The following is a 14,187-nucleotide window of genomic DNA, read 5'->3' on the forward strand; positions in this document are numbered from 1 at the left end:
TATTACGTGGGCAAGTGCAAAAAAGGGGTTGAGGCAAGTCGGAAAATGGAAACTCGGGGTCAGGCCACCATTTTTTAAATATGCGGGGTTGTTGTCGGCGGCGGCGACGGTGTTGTTGACTGCGCGTAGGGCTTGAACGGTAATTGGACTTGAGCAACCCGTGTTGGTTACAACCTTGACGTTGATCCTCCAATGCAAGGGCGCTTATAGTCCTCCAGTCGCCATGGAGCGACCGGGTTTGGCGACCTGACTATCGGTAAATCACTGTATTTATCGGAGCTTTAAACATGGAAAGATATATCCCCCTTACCGGAATCGATCTGGTTCCTGCGTCCCTTCTCATTGATTCAGAAGCACCGCTCGACGTGCTGCAAGCGATGGCTGACTATCGTATTCGCACCGTCACTCAAGTGTTGGAAAACATCGCCTTTCGGGGTGAGGTGGACGCTGATAGCGTCGTTCTTTCGGATTTTGCGCAGCTGCTGGCGATACCGTTGCGGGATGGGTGTGATTTGATGGAGGTAATTGGGCGGCGGTTGCGGGAGGAAGTTTCGGAGGTGGAAAAGAGTTCCGCTGTGACGTCTGGTTAGCAAGAACCTCTGCGCGCTGGAGCAATTAGGCCAGCGCGTGGCGAAGGCAACCCCGGTAAAGCGCTCGTCTTTCCAGTTGTGCGAACCAACCCTCCACAGCGTTCAGCCAGGATGCACTGGTCGGGGTAAAGTGCAATTTAAAGCGTGGATGCTTTCCAACCACTGCTTGATGGCAGCCGTTTTGTGAGCGGAACGTTGTCCAGAATGACATGCAAATCCAGCCCCGCTGCAGTTTTCCGGTGGCGTCCGTTCCGATGACTGGGCGCCGAGCAGAAGCGGTGACTGGATCTCATAGCCGTTCGGAACAGGAAGGTGTAGCAGTAAGCGTAGAGGGCACGGTGCGAGCTTCGATTTTGTTGATATATAACTTTTAGATAGTGTGATTATTTCTAATTGATATTGTGGACTGTCATTTTTCACAGGTTCCGAGTTTAGTTGTTCATGGGAGAGTAAAGCTCCATCGACTCTTTTGAATGAGTGATGAGAATGGGCAAGAAACTCGGTGTACTTGGGACTGTGTCTGAGTTTGTGGACGATCCTAACGACCAAATGAAATACTAATATGGAGCCTGTAAGGCTACGAACTGACAGTAAATATAAACTTAATAAGGGCTATATGCCATGAACAATAAATTTGCACTGGTGCATAAGTATGAAATCAAACAGATCGTAGCGGATACGGACACTCTAACTCTCCCTATAAGCTTCTTTGAAACGCCTGCCAACGGGAAAATAATTTTCGGCGGGTTTGAGTCCGGCGGGTGGGTTATAGTCGAATGTCCGCCTGAGTGCGAGGTCGGCTGGAAGCTTGAGAGTTATGGTAATGAAAAGACCCCATATGTAGATTTTTCGGGCCCAAATAACGAGCGCATAACTTGGAAGAGACCTGACGCCCATTGCTTCCTTCGACCAATGATCGAAGCCACATTTATGAATATTCCAGTAGGTGAATACCTTCGCATTTATACTGGCGGTAGTATTCATAATCTTGAACAGGGAAGCATGGTCAGCTGTAACGATAACTCAGTCAAGCTCAAGAGTACTTCTGGAAAAAATTCTGATGTTTATTATGACAATATTAATATTCTTGAGCGAGGTGATAAGGGCCCTCGGACTCCCATTGGCCCTGCGCAACAGCCAGATTTAGTGTTTGTTGATAATGCATGGAAAAGACGAACTTACAGAGGTTGATTCTCTAGTGTGCCGTTCTCGAATTAACATTTCTCTTATTTTGGCTAAACTTCCAGTGTCATCCAACGTTCGGAGAGGCGCAGGTGAACGCACTCAAAATTGTTCTCAGTCCAGAAGAGCGCGCCGAGCTGAGCCGGCGCGTACGTTCGGCCACCATCAGCCAGCGCAACGGTCGTCGGCACGAGTCATTTTGTTGGCGGCCCAAGGTTGTACGCGAGTAGAGACTGCCCGGCTGACCGGGTTCTCACTACCCGTTATCACGTGCTGGTGTCAGCGCTTCCAAGCTCAACGGCTGGACGGTTTGCTTGATAAGCCAGATCGGGGTCGTAAACCATTTTTGCCCCTTGAAGCGGTGCGCCGTGTTCTTGAGCAAGTCACTCAACCGCGCATCGGTGAACCTCGATGGAGCTGCCGAAGCATGGCCCGAAAAGCCTGGGTTGCTGTCAACGATGGAACGCTTCATCCCAAGAGATGCCAGCTCTTGGTACGTCAATCCAAACAGCGACTGGAATGGCTCGGGGGAAGGGCCAGTTATACGGAACACCATGATCGAACTCCTATTGGTTTGAAGTCCTATCAGACTGGAATTCGTAAAGTACTGGCTATCCGTTTCTTGCTGCTTTATTCAAGCTGCCACGATCGGCTACTTTGGGTCGAAACATTCCGGTCAAGCTCCCCCCTCACACCCAACCCCACCCCACCAAAAAATCCACAAACGCCCTAACCCTTCCCGGCATCGCCGCCCCACCCACAAACACCGCATGAATCGGCTCCACATCCCCCGGGTTATACGCTTCCAGCAACGGCACCAGCTCCCCCCGCTCCAGATCCTGCGCCACACTAAACGCCCCCACCCGTGCAATCCCCGCGCCCAGCTTCGCCAACTGCGCCAACGCCTCTCCACTGTTCCCCTCAATCGTCCCCGCCACTTTCAACGAAAAATCCCGCCCATCCACCCGAAACGGCCAATCCGGCGCCGCTCTGCGGAAGTTGAAGCGCAGGCAGTTGTGTTCAAGTAAATCCTGCGGCGTCACCGGGGTGCCGTGGCGGGCCAGGTAGTCCGGTGAGGCGACGATGACCTGGCCGGTGGAGCCGATGTGGCGGGCGGTCAGGGGGCTGTCGGTCAGGTGGCCGAAGCGGATGGCGACGTCTGCCTGGCCGGCGAGGATATCCACGAGTTCATCGCCGAGCATCAGGTCGACCACGATGGCGGGATAGCGGGCGCTGAAGGCGGCGATCAGCGGCACGACGGTCAGGCGGCCGTGGGCCAGGGCGGCGCTGACTCTGAGGCGTCCGCGGGGGGCGCCCTGGTCGGTGATGGCGTCTTCGACTTCGGCCATGTCGGCCAGGATGCGTCGGGCGCCGCGCAGGTAGGCTTCGCCTTCGGCGGTGAAGGTGATGGCGCGGGTGGTGCGCAGCAGTAGCCGGGTGCCGATGCGCCGTTCGGTGCGGGTGATGATGCGGCTGATGGACGACGGCGTCAGCCCCAGGGCGCGCGCGGCGCCCGACAGGCTGCCGTGCTCGGCGACCATGACGAACACTTCCATCTCTCCCGAGCGGCCACCGATGTCCATTTGTGCCTCCTGCGCAAAGGTGTAGTTCCCAACCAGGGGCTACTGCTGCAAAAGGCTGGATTGTAGCATTCGGCACACAGATGAGGAGTCACCCATGCGTATCAATCCACCCCTTGTAGCCTTGTCCATCGGTGCCTTTGGCATCGGGGTCACGGAGTTTGCCCCCATGGGCATGTTGCCCGGTATTGCCGCCGACCTTGGCGTATCCATCCCCGCCGCTGGGCTTTTAGTGAGTGCCTATGCCATAGGCGTGCTGATCGGCGCGCCGATCATGACGCTCGCGACGGCCAGGGTGCCGCGTCGGTATCTGTTGATCGGGCTGATGGCGATTTTCACCTTGGGTAATCTGCTGTCGGCGCTGGCGACCAATTACCAGACCTTGATGATCGCCAGGCTGGTGACGTCGCTGAACCACGGGGCGTTTTTCGGTATCGGTTCGATTGTGGCGGCCAGTGTGGTCGCGCCGGAGAAGCGCGCGGGGGCTGTGGCCGCGATGTTTTTGGGGCTGACATTGGCGACCATTGGCGGCGTGCCATTGGCCACCTGGTTTGGCGAGAACTTCGGCTGGCGCACGGCGTTCTGGGGCATCAGCGGGCTGGGCGCGGTGGTGATGGCCGCGCTGTGGTGGGCGCTGCCGAATGCACCCGCGCCGAAAGGCGGCAGCCTGATGGCGGAAATCCGCGTACTCGGTCGCGGGCCGGTGCTGGCAGCGTTGGCGCTGACCGTGGTGGGCTCGAGTGCGATGTTTACGGTGTTCACTTACATCGCGCCGATTTTGCGCGATGTCACCCATGCGTCGACCAACTTTGTCACCGGCATGCTCGTGCTGTTCGGTATCGGGCTGACCCTGGGCAACGTGTGGGGTGGCAAGTCGGCGGACCGTTCGGTAGACCGCACGTTGATTACCTCGCTGGTGGTGTTGATCGTCGTGCTGCTGGCCTTTTCGGTGCTGATGCAATGGCCGCTGCCCGCCGCGCTGTCGATCCTGCTGTGGGGCGCCGCGAGTTTTGCCCTGGTACCGCCGTTGCAGATGCGCGTGATGGAGGCCGCCAAAGATGCGCCTAACCTGGCCTCGGCAATGAACATCGGCGCGTTCAATTTCGGTAATGCCATCGGTGCGGTGCTGGGCGGTGCGGTCATCAATGCCGGGCTGGGCTACCCCGCCATTTCCCTGGCAGGTGCGTTGATGGCTGGCCTGGGTTTGTTGATGGTGCTCGGTTTGGGCTGGCGCTCGCGGCGTGCGGGTGCTTGTGGTAAAGACGCCCTGGCGTAGCGATCGTCTAGACTCCAGGCACCTTTCAACCTGAGGAGCCTGCGATGAACAACAAAAATACGATTTGCCTCTGGTACAACGGCGATGCGCTGGAGGCGGCGACCTTCTACGCCAAGACGTTTCCCGATAGCGAAGTCAACGCCGTGCACTACGCCCCTGGCGATTACCCGTCCGGCAAGCAGGGCGATGAACTGACGGTGGAGTTCACTGTGCTGGGCATCCCCTGCATCGGCCTGAACGGCGGTTCGATGTTCAAGCACAGTGAAGCGTTTTCCTTCCAGGTGGCGACCGATGACCAGGAGGAAACTGACCGGTTGTGGAACGCCATTGTCGGCAATGGCGGGCAGAAAAGCGCCTGTGGCTGGTGCAAGGATAAATGGGGGTTGTCGTGGCAGATCTCGCCACGGGTATTGGTGGATGCGGTGACCAGCAAGGATCACGCCGTCGCCAAGCGCGCGTTTGACGCGATGATGACCATGGGCAAAATTGACATTGCCACTATCGAAGCCGCCATCGCCGGGCGCTGATGGGGTGTGTGGATGTGGGAGCGCACGAGCTTCAGCGAGGCCGCGATAGCGGTGGGTCAGGTGGTTTATAGGCCAGCAGTACCGCCGCCTTCGTAGCCTCGCTGGGGCTCGACAACTCCCACATTTGATCTGTGTTGCCTGCAGGTGCTGTGCCCGCCACCCACCTCCCCCCTCACCCTCCATGCGCCAAAAAAAGTCATGCATCGGACCACCCGGTTGCAGCCCTGGCGAGACCGGCCTATGTTTCAAGCCATGCTGTGATTTGCTGTCCCCCCACCCTACGCCCATCCCGTAACCAGGTGACGACATGCCGAACCTCTCCCGCCCCGCCGTACTTGAACTGATCGGTAACACGCCGCTGGTCAAGGTCAGCCGTTTCGACACCGGCCCTTGCACGCTGTTTCTCAAGCTTGAATCGCAAAACCCCGGCGGTTCCATCAAGGACCGCATCGGCCTGGCGATGATCGATGCCGCCGAGCGCGACGGCCGCCTGCGTCCCGGCGGCACGATTATCGAGGCCACCGCCGGCAACACCGGCCTGGGCCTGGCACTGGTCGGCCGGGCCAAAGGCTACCGGGTGGTGCTGGTGGTGCCCGACAAGATGTCCACGGAAAAAGTGCTGCACCTCAAGGCCATGGGCGCTGAGGTGCATATCACTCGCTCCGATGTGGGCAAGGGCCATCCCGAGTATTACCAGGATGTGGCCGCGCGCCTGGCCAAGGACATTCCGGGTTCGTTCTTCGCCGACCAGTTCAACAACCCGGCCAATCCGCTGGCCCATGAAACCAGCACCGCGCCGGAGATCTGGGCGCAAACCCAGCATGATGTGGATGCGATTGTGGTAGGCGTCGGCTCGGCCGGCACCCTCACCGGCTTGACCCGTTTCTTCAAGCGCGTGCAGCCCGAGCTGGCCATGGTGTTGGCCGATCCTGTGGGTTCGGTGATGGCCGAGTACAGCCGCAGCGGTCGGCTTGAAACCCCTGGTTCCTGGGCCGTGGAAGGCATCGGCGAGGACTTCATCCCGTCGATTGCCGACCTGTCCAGCGTGCGCCAGGCCTACTCCATCAGCGATGCAGAAAGCTTCGACCACGCCCGCCAACTGCTCAAGGCCGAAGGCATTCTTGGCGGCTCGTCCACCGGCACCCTGCTCGCCGCCGCGCTGCGCTATTGCCGCGAGCAGACCGAGCCCAAACGCGTGGTCACCTTCGTGTGCGATACCGGCACGCGCTACCTGTCCAAGGTCTACAACGACCAATGGATGAACGACGCCGGTCTGTTGCAGTACAAGCACTACGGCGACCTGCGCGACCTGATCGCCCGTCGCTTCGAGGATGGCCGGGTAATCAGCGTGAGCCCCGACGATACCCTGCTCACCGCCTTCCAGCGCATGCGCCTGGCGGATGTCTCGCAACTGCCGGTGCTGGTGGACGGCACGCAACTGGCGGGCGTTATCGATGAGTCCGACCTGCTGCTGGGCCTGCATCAGGACGCCACGCATTTTTCCATGAGCGTGGCCAGCGCCATGACCCGCACCCTGCACACCTTGGCCCCCAGCGCCAGCCTGGCCGAACTGCAGGCGGAGCTGGATCGCGGCCTGGTCGCCATCATTGCCGACGCCTCGGGCTTCCATGGCCTGATCACCCGCGTCGACCTGCTCAACCACCTACGGAGATCCCTTGCATGAGCCAGCCCGATAAAGGCGCGTTCGCCACCCGTGTGATCCATGCCGGACAGTCCCCCGACCCGACCACGGGCGCGCTGATGCCGCCGATCTACGCCAACTCCACCTACCTGCAAGACAGCCCTGGCGTGCACAAGGGCTTCGACTACGGCCGCTCCCATAACCCCACGCGCTTTGCCCTGGAACGTTGCGTTGCCGACCTTGAAGGCGGCACTCAGGCCTTCGCGTTTGCCTCGGGGCTGGCGGCGATTTCCACGGTGCTCGAATTGCTCGATGCCGGCGCGCATATCGTTTCCGGCAATGACCTGTACGGCGGCACCTTCCGTCTGTTCGACAAGGTGCGTCAGCGCAGCGCCGGGCATACTTTCAGCTATGTGGACCTGAGTGATGTATCGGCGTTTGAAGCGGCGCTGCGGGACGACACGCGCATGGTCTGGGTCGAAACGCCCAGCAACCCGTTGCTGAGCCTGACCGACCTCAGCGCCATCGCCCGCCTCTGCCGCGCCCGCGGCATTCTCTGCGTGGCCGACAACACCTTCGCCAGCCCGTGGATCCAGCGCCCGCTGGAGCTGGGGTGCGACATCGTGGTGCACTCCACCACCAAGTACCTGAACGGCCACTCGGACGTGATCGGCGGCATCGCCATCGTCGGCGACAACCCTGAACTGGCTGAGCGCCTGGGTTTCCTGCAGAACTCGGTGGGCGCCATCGCCGGGCCCTTTGATGCGTTCCTGACCCTGCGCGGCGTGAAAACCCTGGCCCTGCGCATGGAGCGCCATTGCCGCAACGCGCTGGAACTGGCGACCTGGCTGGAGCAGCAACCGCAGGTGTCGCGGGTGTATTACCCGGGCCTTAAATCCCACCCGCAGCACGAACTGGCCCAACGGCAGATGCGCGGATTTGGCGGGATGATTTCAGTGGACTTGAACACTGACTTGCCGGGCGCCACGCGCTTCCTGGAAAGCGTGAAGATCTTCGCCCTGGCCGAGAGCCTGGGTGGCGTGGAGAGCCTGATCGAACACCCGGCGATCATGACCCACGCCAGCATCCCAGCAGCGACGCGGGCGCAGTTGGGGATTGGGGATGGGTTGGTGCGGTTGTCGGTGGGAGTTGAAGATATAGAGGATTTGCGCGCGGATCTGGCCCAAGCCCTGGCCCGCATCTAAAGTCAGAAATCGATCAAATGTGGGAGGGGGCTTGCTCCCGATAGCAGTCTGTCAGCCACTGGGTCAGGTGACTGAACCACCGCCATCGGGGGCAAGCCCTAATGCCAGTCAGTTAAGGACGAACACTGTACCTGTGGCGAGGGAGCTTGCTCCCGCTGGGCCGCGAAGCGGCCCCAAAAATGGGACTGCTGCGCAGTCCAGCGGGAGCAAGCTCCCTCGCCACAGGTTACTTTTTACCCTTTCTACTTCTTAACTGACTGGCATTAGGGCAAGCCCCCTCCCACATTTTGCCCCTCATGCATCAGATAGCCATCAATGTGCCGAGGTAGCGTTTGCCCTTGCCGCATGCAGTTTCTTGTAGCTGTCGATCAAGCGCAAATGCCGGTCCAGCCCTTCGAGCTTCATGCTGGTCGGCGTCAGCCCATAAAACCGCACACTGCCGTTGACCGAGCCAATCACCGCGTCCATGCGTTCGTTACCGAACATGCGGCGGAAGTTGGCTTCGTAGTCGGCCAGGTCCAAGTCATCGTCCAGTTCCATCTCCAGCACCGCATTCACCGCCTGGTAGAACAGCCCGCGTTCGACGGTGTTGTCGTTGTACTGCAGGAACATTTCCACGCATTCCTTGGCCTCCTCATGCTGCTGCAACGCGAGGAAGATCAGCAGCTTCAGCTCCAGGATGGTCAGTTGGCCCCAGGCGGTGTTGTCGTCGAACTCGATGCCGATCAGCGTGGTGATGTCGGTGTAGTCGTCCAGCTCACTTTCGATTAAACGTTCGACCAGCGCTTGCAACTGCGCTTCGTCCAGGCGGTGCAGATTGAGGATGTCTTCACGGAAAAACAGCGCTTTGTTGGTGTTGTCCCAGATCAGGTCGTCCACCGGGTAGATTTCCGAGTAGTCCGGCACCAGGATGCGGCAGGCGGTGGCGCCCAAGTGCTCATAAACCGCCATGTACGACTCTTTGCCCATGCCTTCCAGAATACCGAACAGCGTCGCGGCTTCCTGGGCGTTGGAGTCTTCGCCGTGGCCGGAGAAGTCCCATTCGACGAATTCATAATCGGACTGGGCGCTGAAGAAGCGCCACGACACCACACCGCTGGAGTCGATAAAGTGCTCGACGAAGTTGTTCGGCTCGGTCACCGCCTGGGCTTCGAAGGTCGGCTGCGGCAAGTCGTTCAAGCCTTCGAAACTGCGGCCTTGCAGCAGTTCGGTGAGGCTGCGCTCCAGCGCCACTTCCATGCTTGGGTGCGCGCCGAACGAGGCGAATACGCCGCCGGTGCGCGGGTTCATCAGGGTCACGCACATCACCGGGAATTCACCGCCCAGGGACGCGTCCTTGACCAGCACCGGGAAGCCCTGGGCCTCCAGGCCTTCGATACCGGCCAGAATGCCGGGGTATTTGGCCAGCACCTCAGCCGGTACATCCGGCAGCGCAAATTCGCCTTCGATGATCTCGCGCTTCACCGCCCGCTCGAAAATTTCCGACAGGCACTGCACCTGGGCTTCGGCCAGGGTGTTGCCGGCGCTCATGCCGTTGCTCAGGTAGAGGTTTTCGATCAGGTTGGAGGGGAAATACACCACCTCGCCATCGGACTGGCGCACGAACGGCAGCGAGACGATGCCCCGCGCTTCGTTGCCCGAGTTGGTGTCGAACAGGTGCGAACCGCGCAGCTCGCCGTCGCGGTTGTAGACCTTCAGGCAGTAGGCGTCGAGGATTTCACGCGGCAACTCATCGTCCGGGCCCGGCTGGAACCAGCGCTCATCCGGATAATGCACGAAGGGCGCGTTGGCCAGTTCCTCACCCCAGAACTGGTCGTTGTAGAAGAAGTTGCAGTTGAGCCGCTCGATGAACTCGCCCAACGCCGAGGCCAGCGCGCCTTCCTTGGTCGCGCCCTTGCCGTTGGTAAAACACATCGGCGAGTGGGCATCGCGGATATGCAGCGACCAGACGTTGGGCACGATATTGCGCCACGAGGCGATTTCGATCTTCATGCCCAGGCCCGCCAGGATCGCGGACATGTTGGCGATGGTCTGCTCCAGCGGCAGGTCTTTGCCGGCGATGTAGGTGCCCGCCTCCGACGTCGAGCTGGGCATCAACAGCGCCTGGGCGTCGGCGTCGAGGTTGTCGACTTCCTCGATCACGAACTCGGGCCCGGCCTGTACCACTTTTTTCACAGTGCACCGGTCGATGGAGCGCAGGATGCCCTGGCGGTCTTTGTCCGAGATGTCCGCCGGCAGCTCGACCTGGATCTTGAAGATCTGGTTGTAGCGGTTTTCCGGGTCGACGATGTTGTTCTGCGACAGGCGAATATTCTCCGTGGGAATATTGCGCGTGGCGCAGTACAACTTCACAAAGTACGCCGCACACAACGCCGACGAAGCCAGGAAGTAATCGAATGGCCCCGGCGCCGAACCGTCGCCTTTGTAGCGAATCGGCTGGTCGGCAATCACCGTGAAATCATCGAACTTGGCTTCAAGCCGAAGGTTGTCGAGAAAGTTGACCTTAATTTCCATGCGGGCACACCAGAATAACGGGCTAAACAAAATGGCCGCCATTATGAAGATTTTCGCCGGGAAGTCTCAGGGTTTTGCGTGTGGGCTGCTGATCGGTATCGCTATGCCAGCAGCGCTTGAGCCGCTGGCATAACGTGATGGCCGGTCAGAGTTCGCGCGAAATCAGGCGTTGCGCCAGGCTGGTTCGATTGATCGCCAACTCGCTGCTGACGTCCGGCCCGCGATAGACCATGGACGTTTCATGGCGCACATAATCGCCCGAGCGCGCCGCGCTCAGCCAATTGAACGAGCCCACGCACAACAGCGCTTCATCGGCCATCACTAGCTTGCTGTGCACCTTGTTGACCACACGCACCTGCACGGCATGGTGCTTCAAAGTGGCCAGCGCATCCTTGAATTCGGCGACTTTGCCGGAGTCACCGTCGGACTTGCTGCGGCCGATGCCAGTGTTGAAGTGCAAATCGGTATACACCGTGACCGGCACCCCGCGCTGCACGGTGCCGCACATGGCCTCAAGGGCGCCGCTTTCGCGCATCCCCCTCAGGCGCACCCAGGGCGTCACGATCTGCACCTGCTGCTGCGCCGTCTCCAGGGTCTGCAACAGGAACTGATCATGTTCGGCAAACTCATGCAGGTGGCTCAACCCGGTGCGCGCCGTCAGCAAATCCGCCCGAGGCTGGAAATCAAACGTGAGCGCATTGTCCGCGCTGTTCAACAAGTACTGCGCCAACCTGCCACGCGGCTTGCTGGCGGGGATCTGGCTGAACAGGTCCATATCGCCGAACACCAGAAAACTGTCTTTGGCGCGGGAAACCGCCACGTTCAACATGCTGTCCCTACGGTCGATAAACGCCCCGTCGGCATGCTTGGAATATACCGCAGAAAAAATCACCACCGGGCGTTCGGCGCCCTGGAAGGAGTGCACGGTGCCAACGGTCATTTCACCGTCGCCTTTGCCGGTACGGATACCCAGGGCGGTGCATGCCTCGGTAATGGCCTGGGTCTGCGCGCCAAAGGGGGTGATCACCCCGAGAATTTCCCAGAGCTCCTTGTTATAGCGCTGGGTCAGCTGCTGTTCATTGGCCTTGATCCATGCAGCGATGGTCTGTGCTTCCAGCAGGTTATGGCGGCTGCCGCCCTGCTTCTGCTGGCACAGCCCGTCGATATGCAGGTAACCCAGGCCCGGCAGGCCACCCTGCGGTTTGGCGCCGCGTCGCGGTTGCAGCTTGCCCTTGTAGCAGAGCGCATTGCAGTAATCGATGATCGAGTCATAGCAACGGCGGTGTTCATACAGATAAAGGCCGCGGGCCAGGTCGCGGTCGTAGTGATAGCGGCTGGTGGACTGCGCAATCGCCATGACGCTGCCACTGGCGGCACTGCGCCCGCTGTCACAGAAAGCCTCGTACTCATCGTCCACACGGCTGCGCGACAGCAGGCCGGCAGCGAGCAGGTTGCCGATATCCACCGACGGCGGCACCGACCATATCGGTTCGATTTGTTGCGTGTCGCCAATCACCAACGCTTGCCGCGCCAGGGCGAACGATGGCGCCGCCACTTCGGGCAGGACCTGGCCCGCCTCGTCTACGATCAGCAGGTCGATGAAATTCAACGCGTAATCGGCGACATAACCATTGCCGTCATGGCGGCTGCACGACAGCTCGGCCGGCAAGCGGTAGAACGTCGCCACCACGCAAGGCGTGAGCTTCATCCAGCGCCGCCAGTTTTTCTCCAGGGTCTTGCGGCCGTTTTTTTTGCGGTTTTTAAGAATCAGTGGCAGCTCATCGGCGACCTCCAACAGCCAGCGGCCCTCCCAATAATGCGTGGTCAGCAGGAACGTCTCGAAGCGCAGCGAGGTGTCCGCCCAACGGTCGCAGTCCTCCAGCGTTACCTCGGCGGCGGGCTTGCCGATGGCATCGGGTAACCGGGCAATCACCGCCTGCCAGTTCGACAGCTCGCGCTGTTCATCGCGCCGCAAGTGCTCCACACGCTCACGCTGGGTTTCAAGGATTTTCAGGCTTTGAGCGGTGTGCGCCACGGCGGCCGTCAGCAGGCGCTCTATCTCATGCACATCGTTGGCGCTCTGCAGCTGTGCATCAGTTTCATCGATGTGCAGTTTGGCCAAGCGCAGGCGTTTGGCGGCAATCGGGCCGAACCAGCCGAACAGCGTGTAGATCAATGACTCATGGGCCAGGTAATGCTTGAAATCTTTCAGGCGTGCCTTGGCGTTTGCCAACTGATCGGACTGCGCCCGACATTGCCCTTCAAGCGCCGCAATTGCCGTGTATGGATTATCGCCGAGCAAGGCCTTCATGGCGTCGCGCGCCGCGTTCAATCTTGCCCAGCCCTTCTCGATATCGCCCAGTTGCTGCTGGCGCAGTTGAATCAGGGCCTGCAGCTTGTCGACGGTGGCCTTGAGCGTGGGCGGCGCCTGCTCGGGAAAGGCGATGGCGGCACGCTCCAGATAAGCCTGCTGCGCTTTATCCAGATAGGCCTGCGTCTCCAGCTCCAGGTAAAAGCTTTTGGTCTGATAGGTGCGGGCCATCTCCGCTTCCGCAGCGGCCTTTGGAAAGTAAGCGCCAAAGCTGTTGATATCCGGAAGCCAGCGCCCAGCAAAGGGGCCGGTGCCTGCCGAGAAGTCTTTGCCAAATGCCTTGATGATGTTGGTGACCGCCTGATTGTTCGTAGAACTGGCGACAATCACCGGCGGCTCGCCGCCCTCGGCAGCGGCCTTGGCCCAAAGCGAGGCGACGACCGACAAGAGCAACGTGGTCTTACCCGTACCCGGCGGCCCGTTGACCGCCAGGATATCCCCGGCGTTACCCGCCAGCAGGTGTGCGAGGCTGTCGCGTTGGGCAGGCGCCAGCGCGTATTCGTCGCCGGCATGCCCTCCTCGCCCGGCGAACAGGCTGTTGGCGGCCAGGCACGGCTCATCGGGCATGCGCTCGCGTTGTGCGAACCGCTCGAACAACGGCGCATCCGGTTTGCCAAGGCGCAAATGATCGTACAGCGCCACGATATTGCGGCTGAAACCTTCGGCCTTCTGTTCCTTGAACACATAGCAATAGTTGACCGGATCAAAACCGTCGTCCACGCCGTTCCAGGCGTTGCAGACCGTCTGGAACATCGTCTTGCAATAGCGCAGGTAGGTGATCCACTGCTCGCGGTAGTGCTCCGGCTGCACCTCTGTGCCGGCGGGTGGCGGCTCGAACTGCGGCGCATCTTGTGCGGTTAGAAACGTATCCAGGTCATGCTGGGCGCCGATGGTGAAGTTGTCGCGATCCAACGGCTCCAGAATATCGCGCGGCACCAGCGTGGGCCCGGTCGGATAGATCAGCCCGTCGCGGGTGACCGACACACGGCAAATGATCGGCGTGATGAACGCCGGCAGCCCGTTGCGCGCCTGGCGGTGCTCCTGGCGTGAGGCGTACACGAACGGGCGTAGCGTGACCTCCACCTGGAGCAGTTGGGCCGGTTCGTCGGCGAATAGGCTGTCCACTTGCTCAACCGGCAAACAACCGGCGGCTAATGCAGCCAGGGGCACGGCAGCGTAGGTTTTGACGTGGTTCGGGGATAACGCACCATTGCCGTTTTCCGCGTCGGCCAGCGAGGTGCGCCAGTAGTTGGCGAGTTTCAGAGAATAATCGTTCATCGTCCTGATTCAGTGCAGACCG

At 60.2% G+C, this 14,187-nt stretch carries 9 protein-coding genes and 2 pseudogenes; 7 read left to right on the plus strand and 4 right to left on the minus strand.

Annotation, left to right across the window (positions count from 1 at the left end; translation table 11 throughout):
* Positions 1 to 287 precede the first annotated feature (287 nt).
* A complete protein-coding gene (locus C4J93_RS14615; protein WP_124429727.1) occupies positions 288 to 590 on the plus strand; it encodes a hypothetical protein in 303 nt (100 codons plus the stop codon).
* Positions 591 to 642: 52 nt separating this feature from the next.
* On the opposite strand, the pseudogene C4J93_RS14620 reads toward C4J93_RS14615, so the two are convergent.
* Positions 643 to 829 (minus strand): annotated as a pseudogene (locus tag C4J93_RS14620) (transposase); the annotation flags it as partial.
* A gap of 382 nt (positions 830 to 1,211) precedes the next feature.
* Between C4J93_RS14620 and C4J93_RS14625 the strand changes: the two are divergent.
* Together C4J93_RS14625 and C4J93_RS14630 are read left to right on the plus strand one after the other, a co-directional pair.
* Complete coding sequence (locus C4J93_RS14625; protein WP_124429728.1) at positions 1,212 to 1,781, plus strand: hypothetical protein; 570 nt, start codon at positions 1,212 to 1,214, stop codon at positions 1,779 to 1,781.
* Positions 1,782 to 1,864: 83 nt separating this feature from the next.
* A pseudogene (locus C4J93_RS14630) lies at positions 1,865 to 2,223 on the plus strand (helix-turn-helix domain-containing protein); the annotation flags it as partial.
* A 238-nt stretch (positions 2,224 to 2,461) separates the two neighbouring features.
* On the opposite strand, the gene C4J93_RS14640 reads toward C4J93_RS14630, so the two are convergent.
* Positions 2,462 to 3,355: a LysR substrate-binding domain-containing protein gene (locus C4J93_RS14640; RefSeq protein ID WP_124429729.1), complete on the minus strand. Its 894-nt coding sequence runs from the start codon at positions 3,353 to 3,355 to the stop codon at positions 2,462 to 2,464.
* A gap of 94 nt (positions 3,356 to 3,449) precedes the next feature.
* Here C4J93_RS14640 and C4J93_RS14645 point away from each other — a divergent pair, with 94 nt between their 5' ends.
* From C4J93_RS14645 to C4J93_RS14660, 4 genes are all read left to right on the plus strand, one after another.
* Complete coding sequence (locus C4J93_RS14645; RefSeq protein ID WP_124429730.1) at positions 3,450 to 4,628, plus strand: MFS transporter; 1,179 nt, start codon at positions 3,450 to 3,452, stop codon at positions 4,626 to 4,628.
* A 44-nt stretch (positions 4,629 to 4,672) separates the two neighbouring features.
* On the plus strand, positions 4,673 to 5,155 hold the full coding sequence (locus C4J93_RS14650) for a VOC family protein (RefSeq protein WP_124429731.1): 483 nt from the start codon (positions 4,673 to 4,675) through the stop codon (positions 5,153 to 5,155).
* Positions 5,156 to 5,462: 307 nt separating this feature from the next.
* The gene (locus C4J93_RS14655; RefSeq protein ID WP_124429732.1) at positions 5,463 to 6,839 is read left to right on the plus strand and encodes a cystathionine beta-synthase; all 1,377 of its coding nucleotides are present in this window, start codon (positions 5,463 to 5,465) and stop codon (positions 6,837 to 6,839) included.
* Entirely contained in the window at positions 6,836 to 8,002 is a 1,167-nt protein-coding gene (locus tag C4J93_RS14660; protein WP_124429733.1) for a cystathionine gamma-synthase, read from the plus strand. Before C4J93_RS14655 ends, C4J93_RS14660 begins: the two co-directional genes overlap by 4 nt.
* A 312-nt stretch (positions 8,003 to 8,314) precedes the next feature.
* Here the strand turns inward: C4J93_RS14660 and C4J93_RS14670 are convergent, their stop codons facing one another.
* Together C4J93_RS14670 and C4J93_RS14675 are read right to left on the minus strand one after the other, a co-directional pair.
* A complete protein-coding gene (locus C4J93_RS14670) occupies positions 8,315 to 10,516 on the minus strand; it encodes an OsmC domain/YcaO domain-containing protein (protein WP_124429735.1) in 2,202 nt (733 codons plus the stop codon).
* Between the two features lie 145 nt (positions 10,517 to 10,661).
* Entirely contained in the window at positions 10,662 to 14,165 is a 3,504-nt protein-coding gene (locus C4J93_RS14675; RefSeq protein ID WP_124429736.1) for an AAA domain-containing protein, read from the minus strand.
* Between the last annotated feature and the right edge of the window lie 22 nt (positions 14,166 to 14,187).

The organism is Pseudomonas sp. R2-37-08W, from assembly GCF_003851705.1.
Lineage (GTDB): Bacteria > Pseudomonadota > Gammaproteobacteria > Pseudomonadales > Pseudomonadaceae > Aquipseudomonas.

Coding starts and splice junctions, on each gene's coding strand:
- C4J93_RS14625 (WP_124429728.1), top strand. CDS start 1,212: ATGAACAATAAATTTGCACTGGTGCATAAGTATGAAATCAAACAGATC.
- C4J93_RS14675 (WP_124429736.1), bottom strand. CDS start 14,165: ATGAACGATTATTCTCTGAAACTCGCCAACTACTGGCGCACCTCGCTG.
- C4J93_RS14655 (WP_124429732.1), top strand. CDS start 5,463: ATGCCGAACCTCTCCCGCCCCGCCGTACTTGAACTGATCGGTAACACG.
- C4J93_RS14660 (WP_124429733.1), top strand. CDS start 6,836: ATGAGCCAGCCCGATAAAGGCGCGTTCGCCACCCGTGTGATCCATGCC.
- C4J93_RS14670 (WP_124429735.1), bottom strand. CDS start 10,516: ATGGAAATTAAGGTCAACTTTCTCGACAACCTTCGGCTTGAAGCCAAG.
- C4J93_RS14615 (WP_124429727.1), top strand. CDS start 288: ATGGAAAGATATATCCCCCTTACCGGAATCGATCTGGTTCCTGCGTCC.
- C4J93_RS14640 (WP_124429729.1), bottom strand. CDS start 3,355: ATGGACATCGGTGGCCGCTCGGGAGAGATGGAAGTGTTCGTCATGGTC.
- C4J93_RS14650 (WP_124429731.1), top strand. CDS start 4,673: ATGAACAACAAAAATACGATTTGCCTCTGGTACAACGGCGATGCGCTG.
- C4J93_RS14645 (WP_124429730.1), top strand. CDS start 3,450: ATGCGTATCAATCCACCCCTTGTAGCCTTGTCCATCGGTGCCTTTGGC.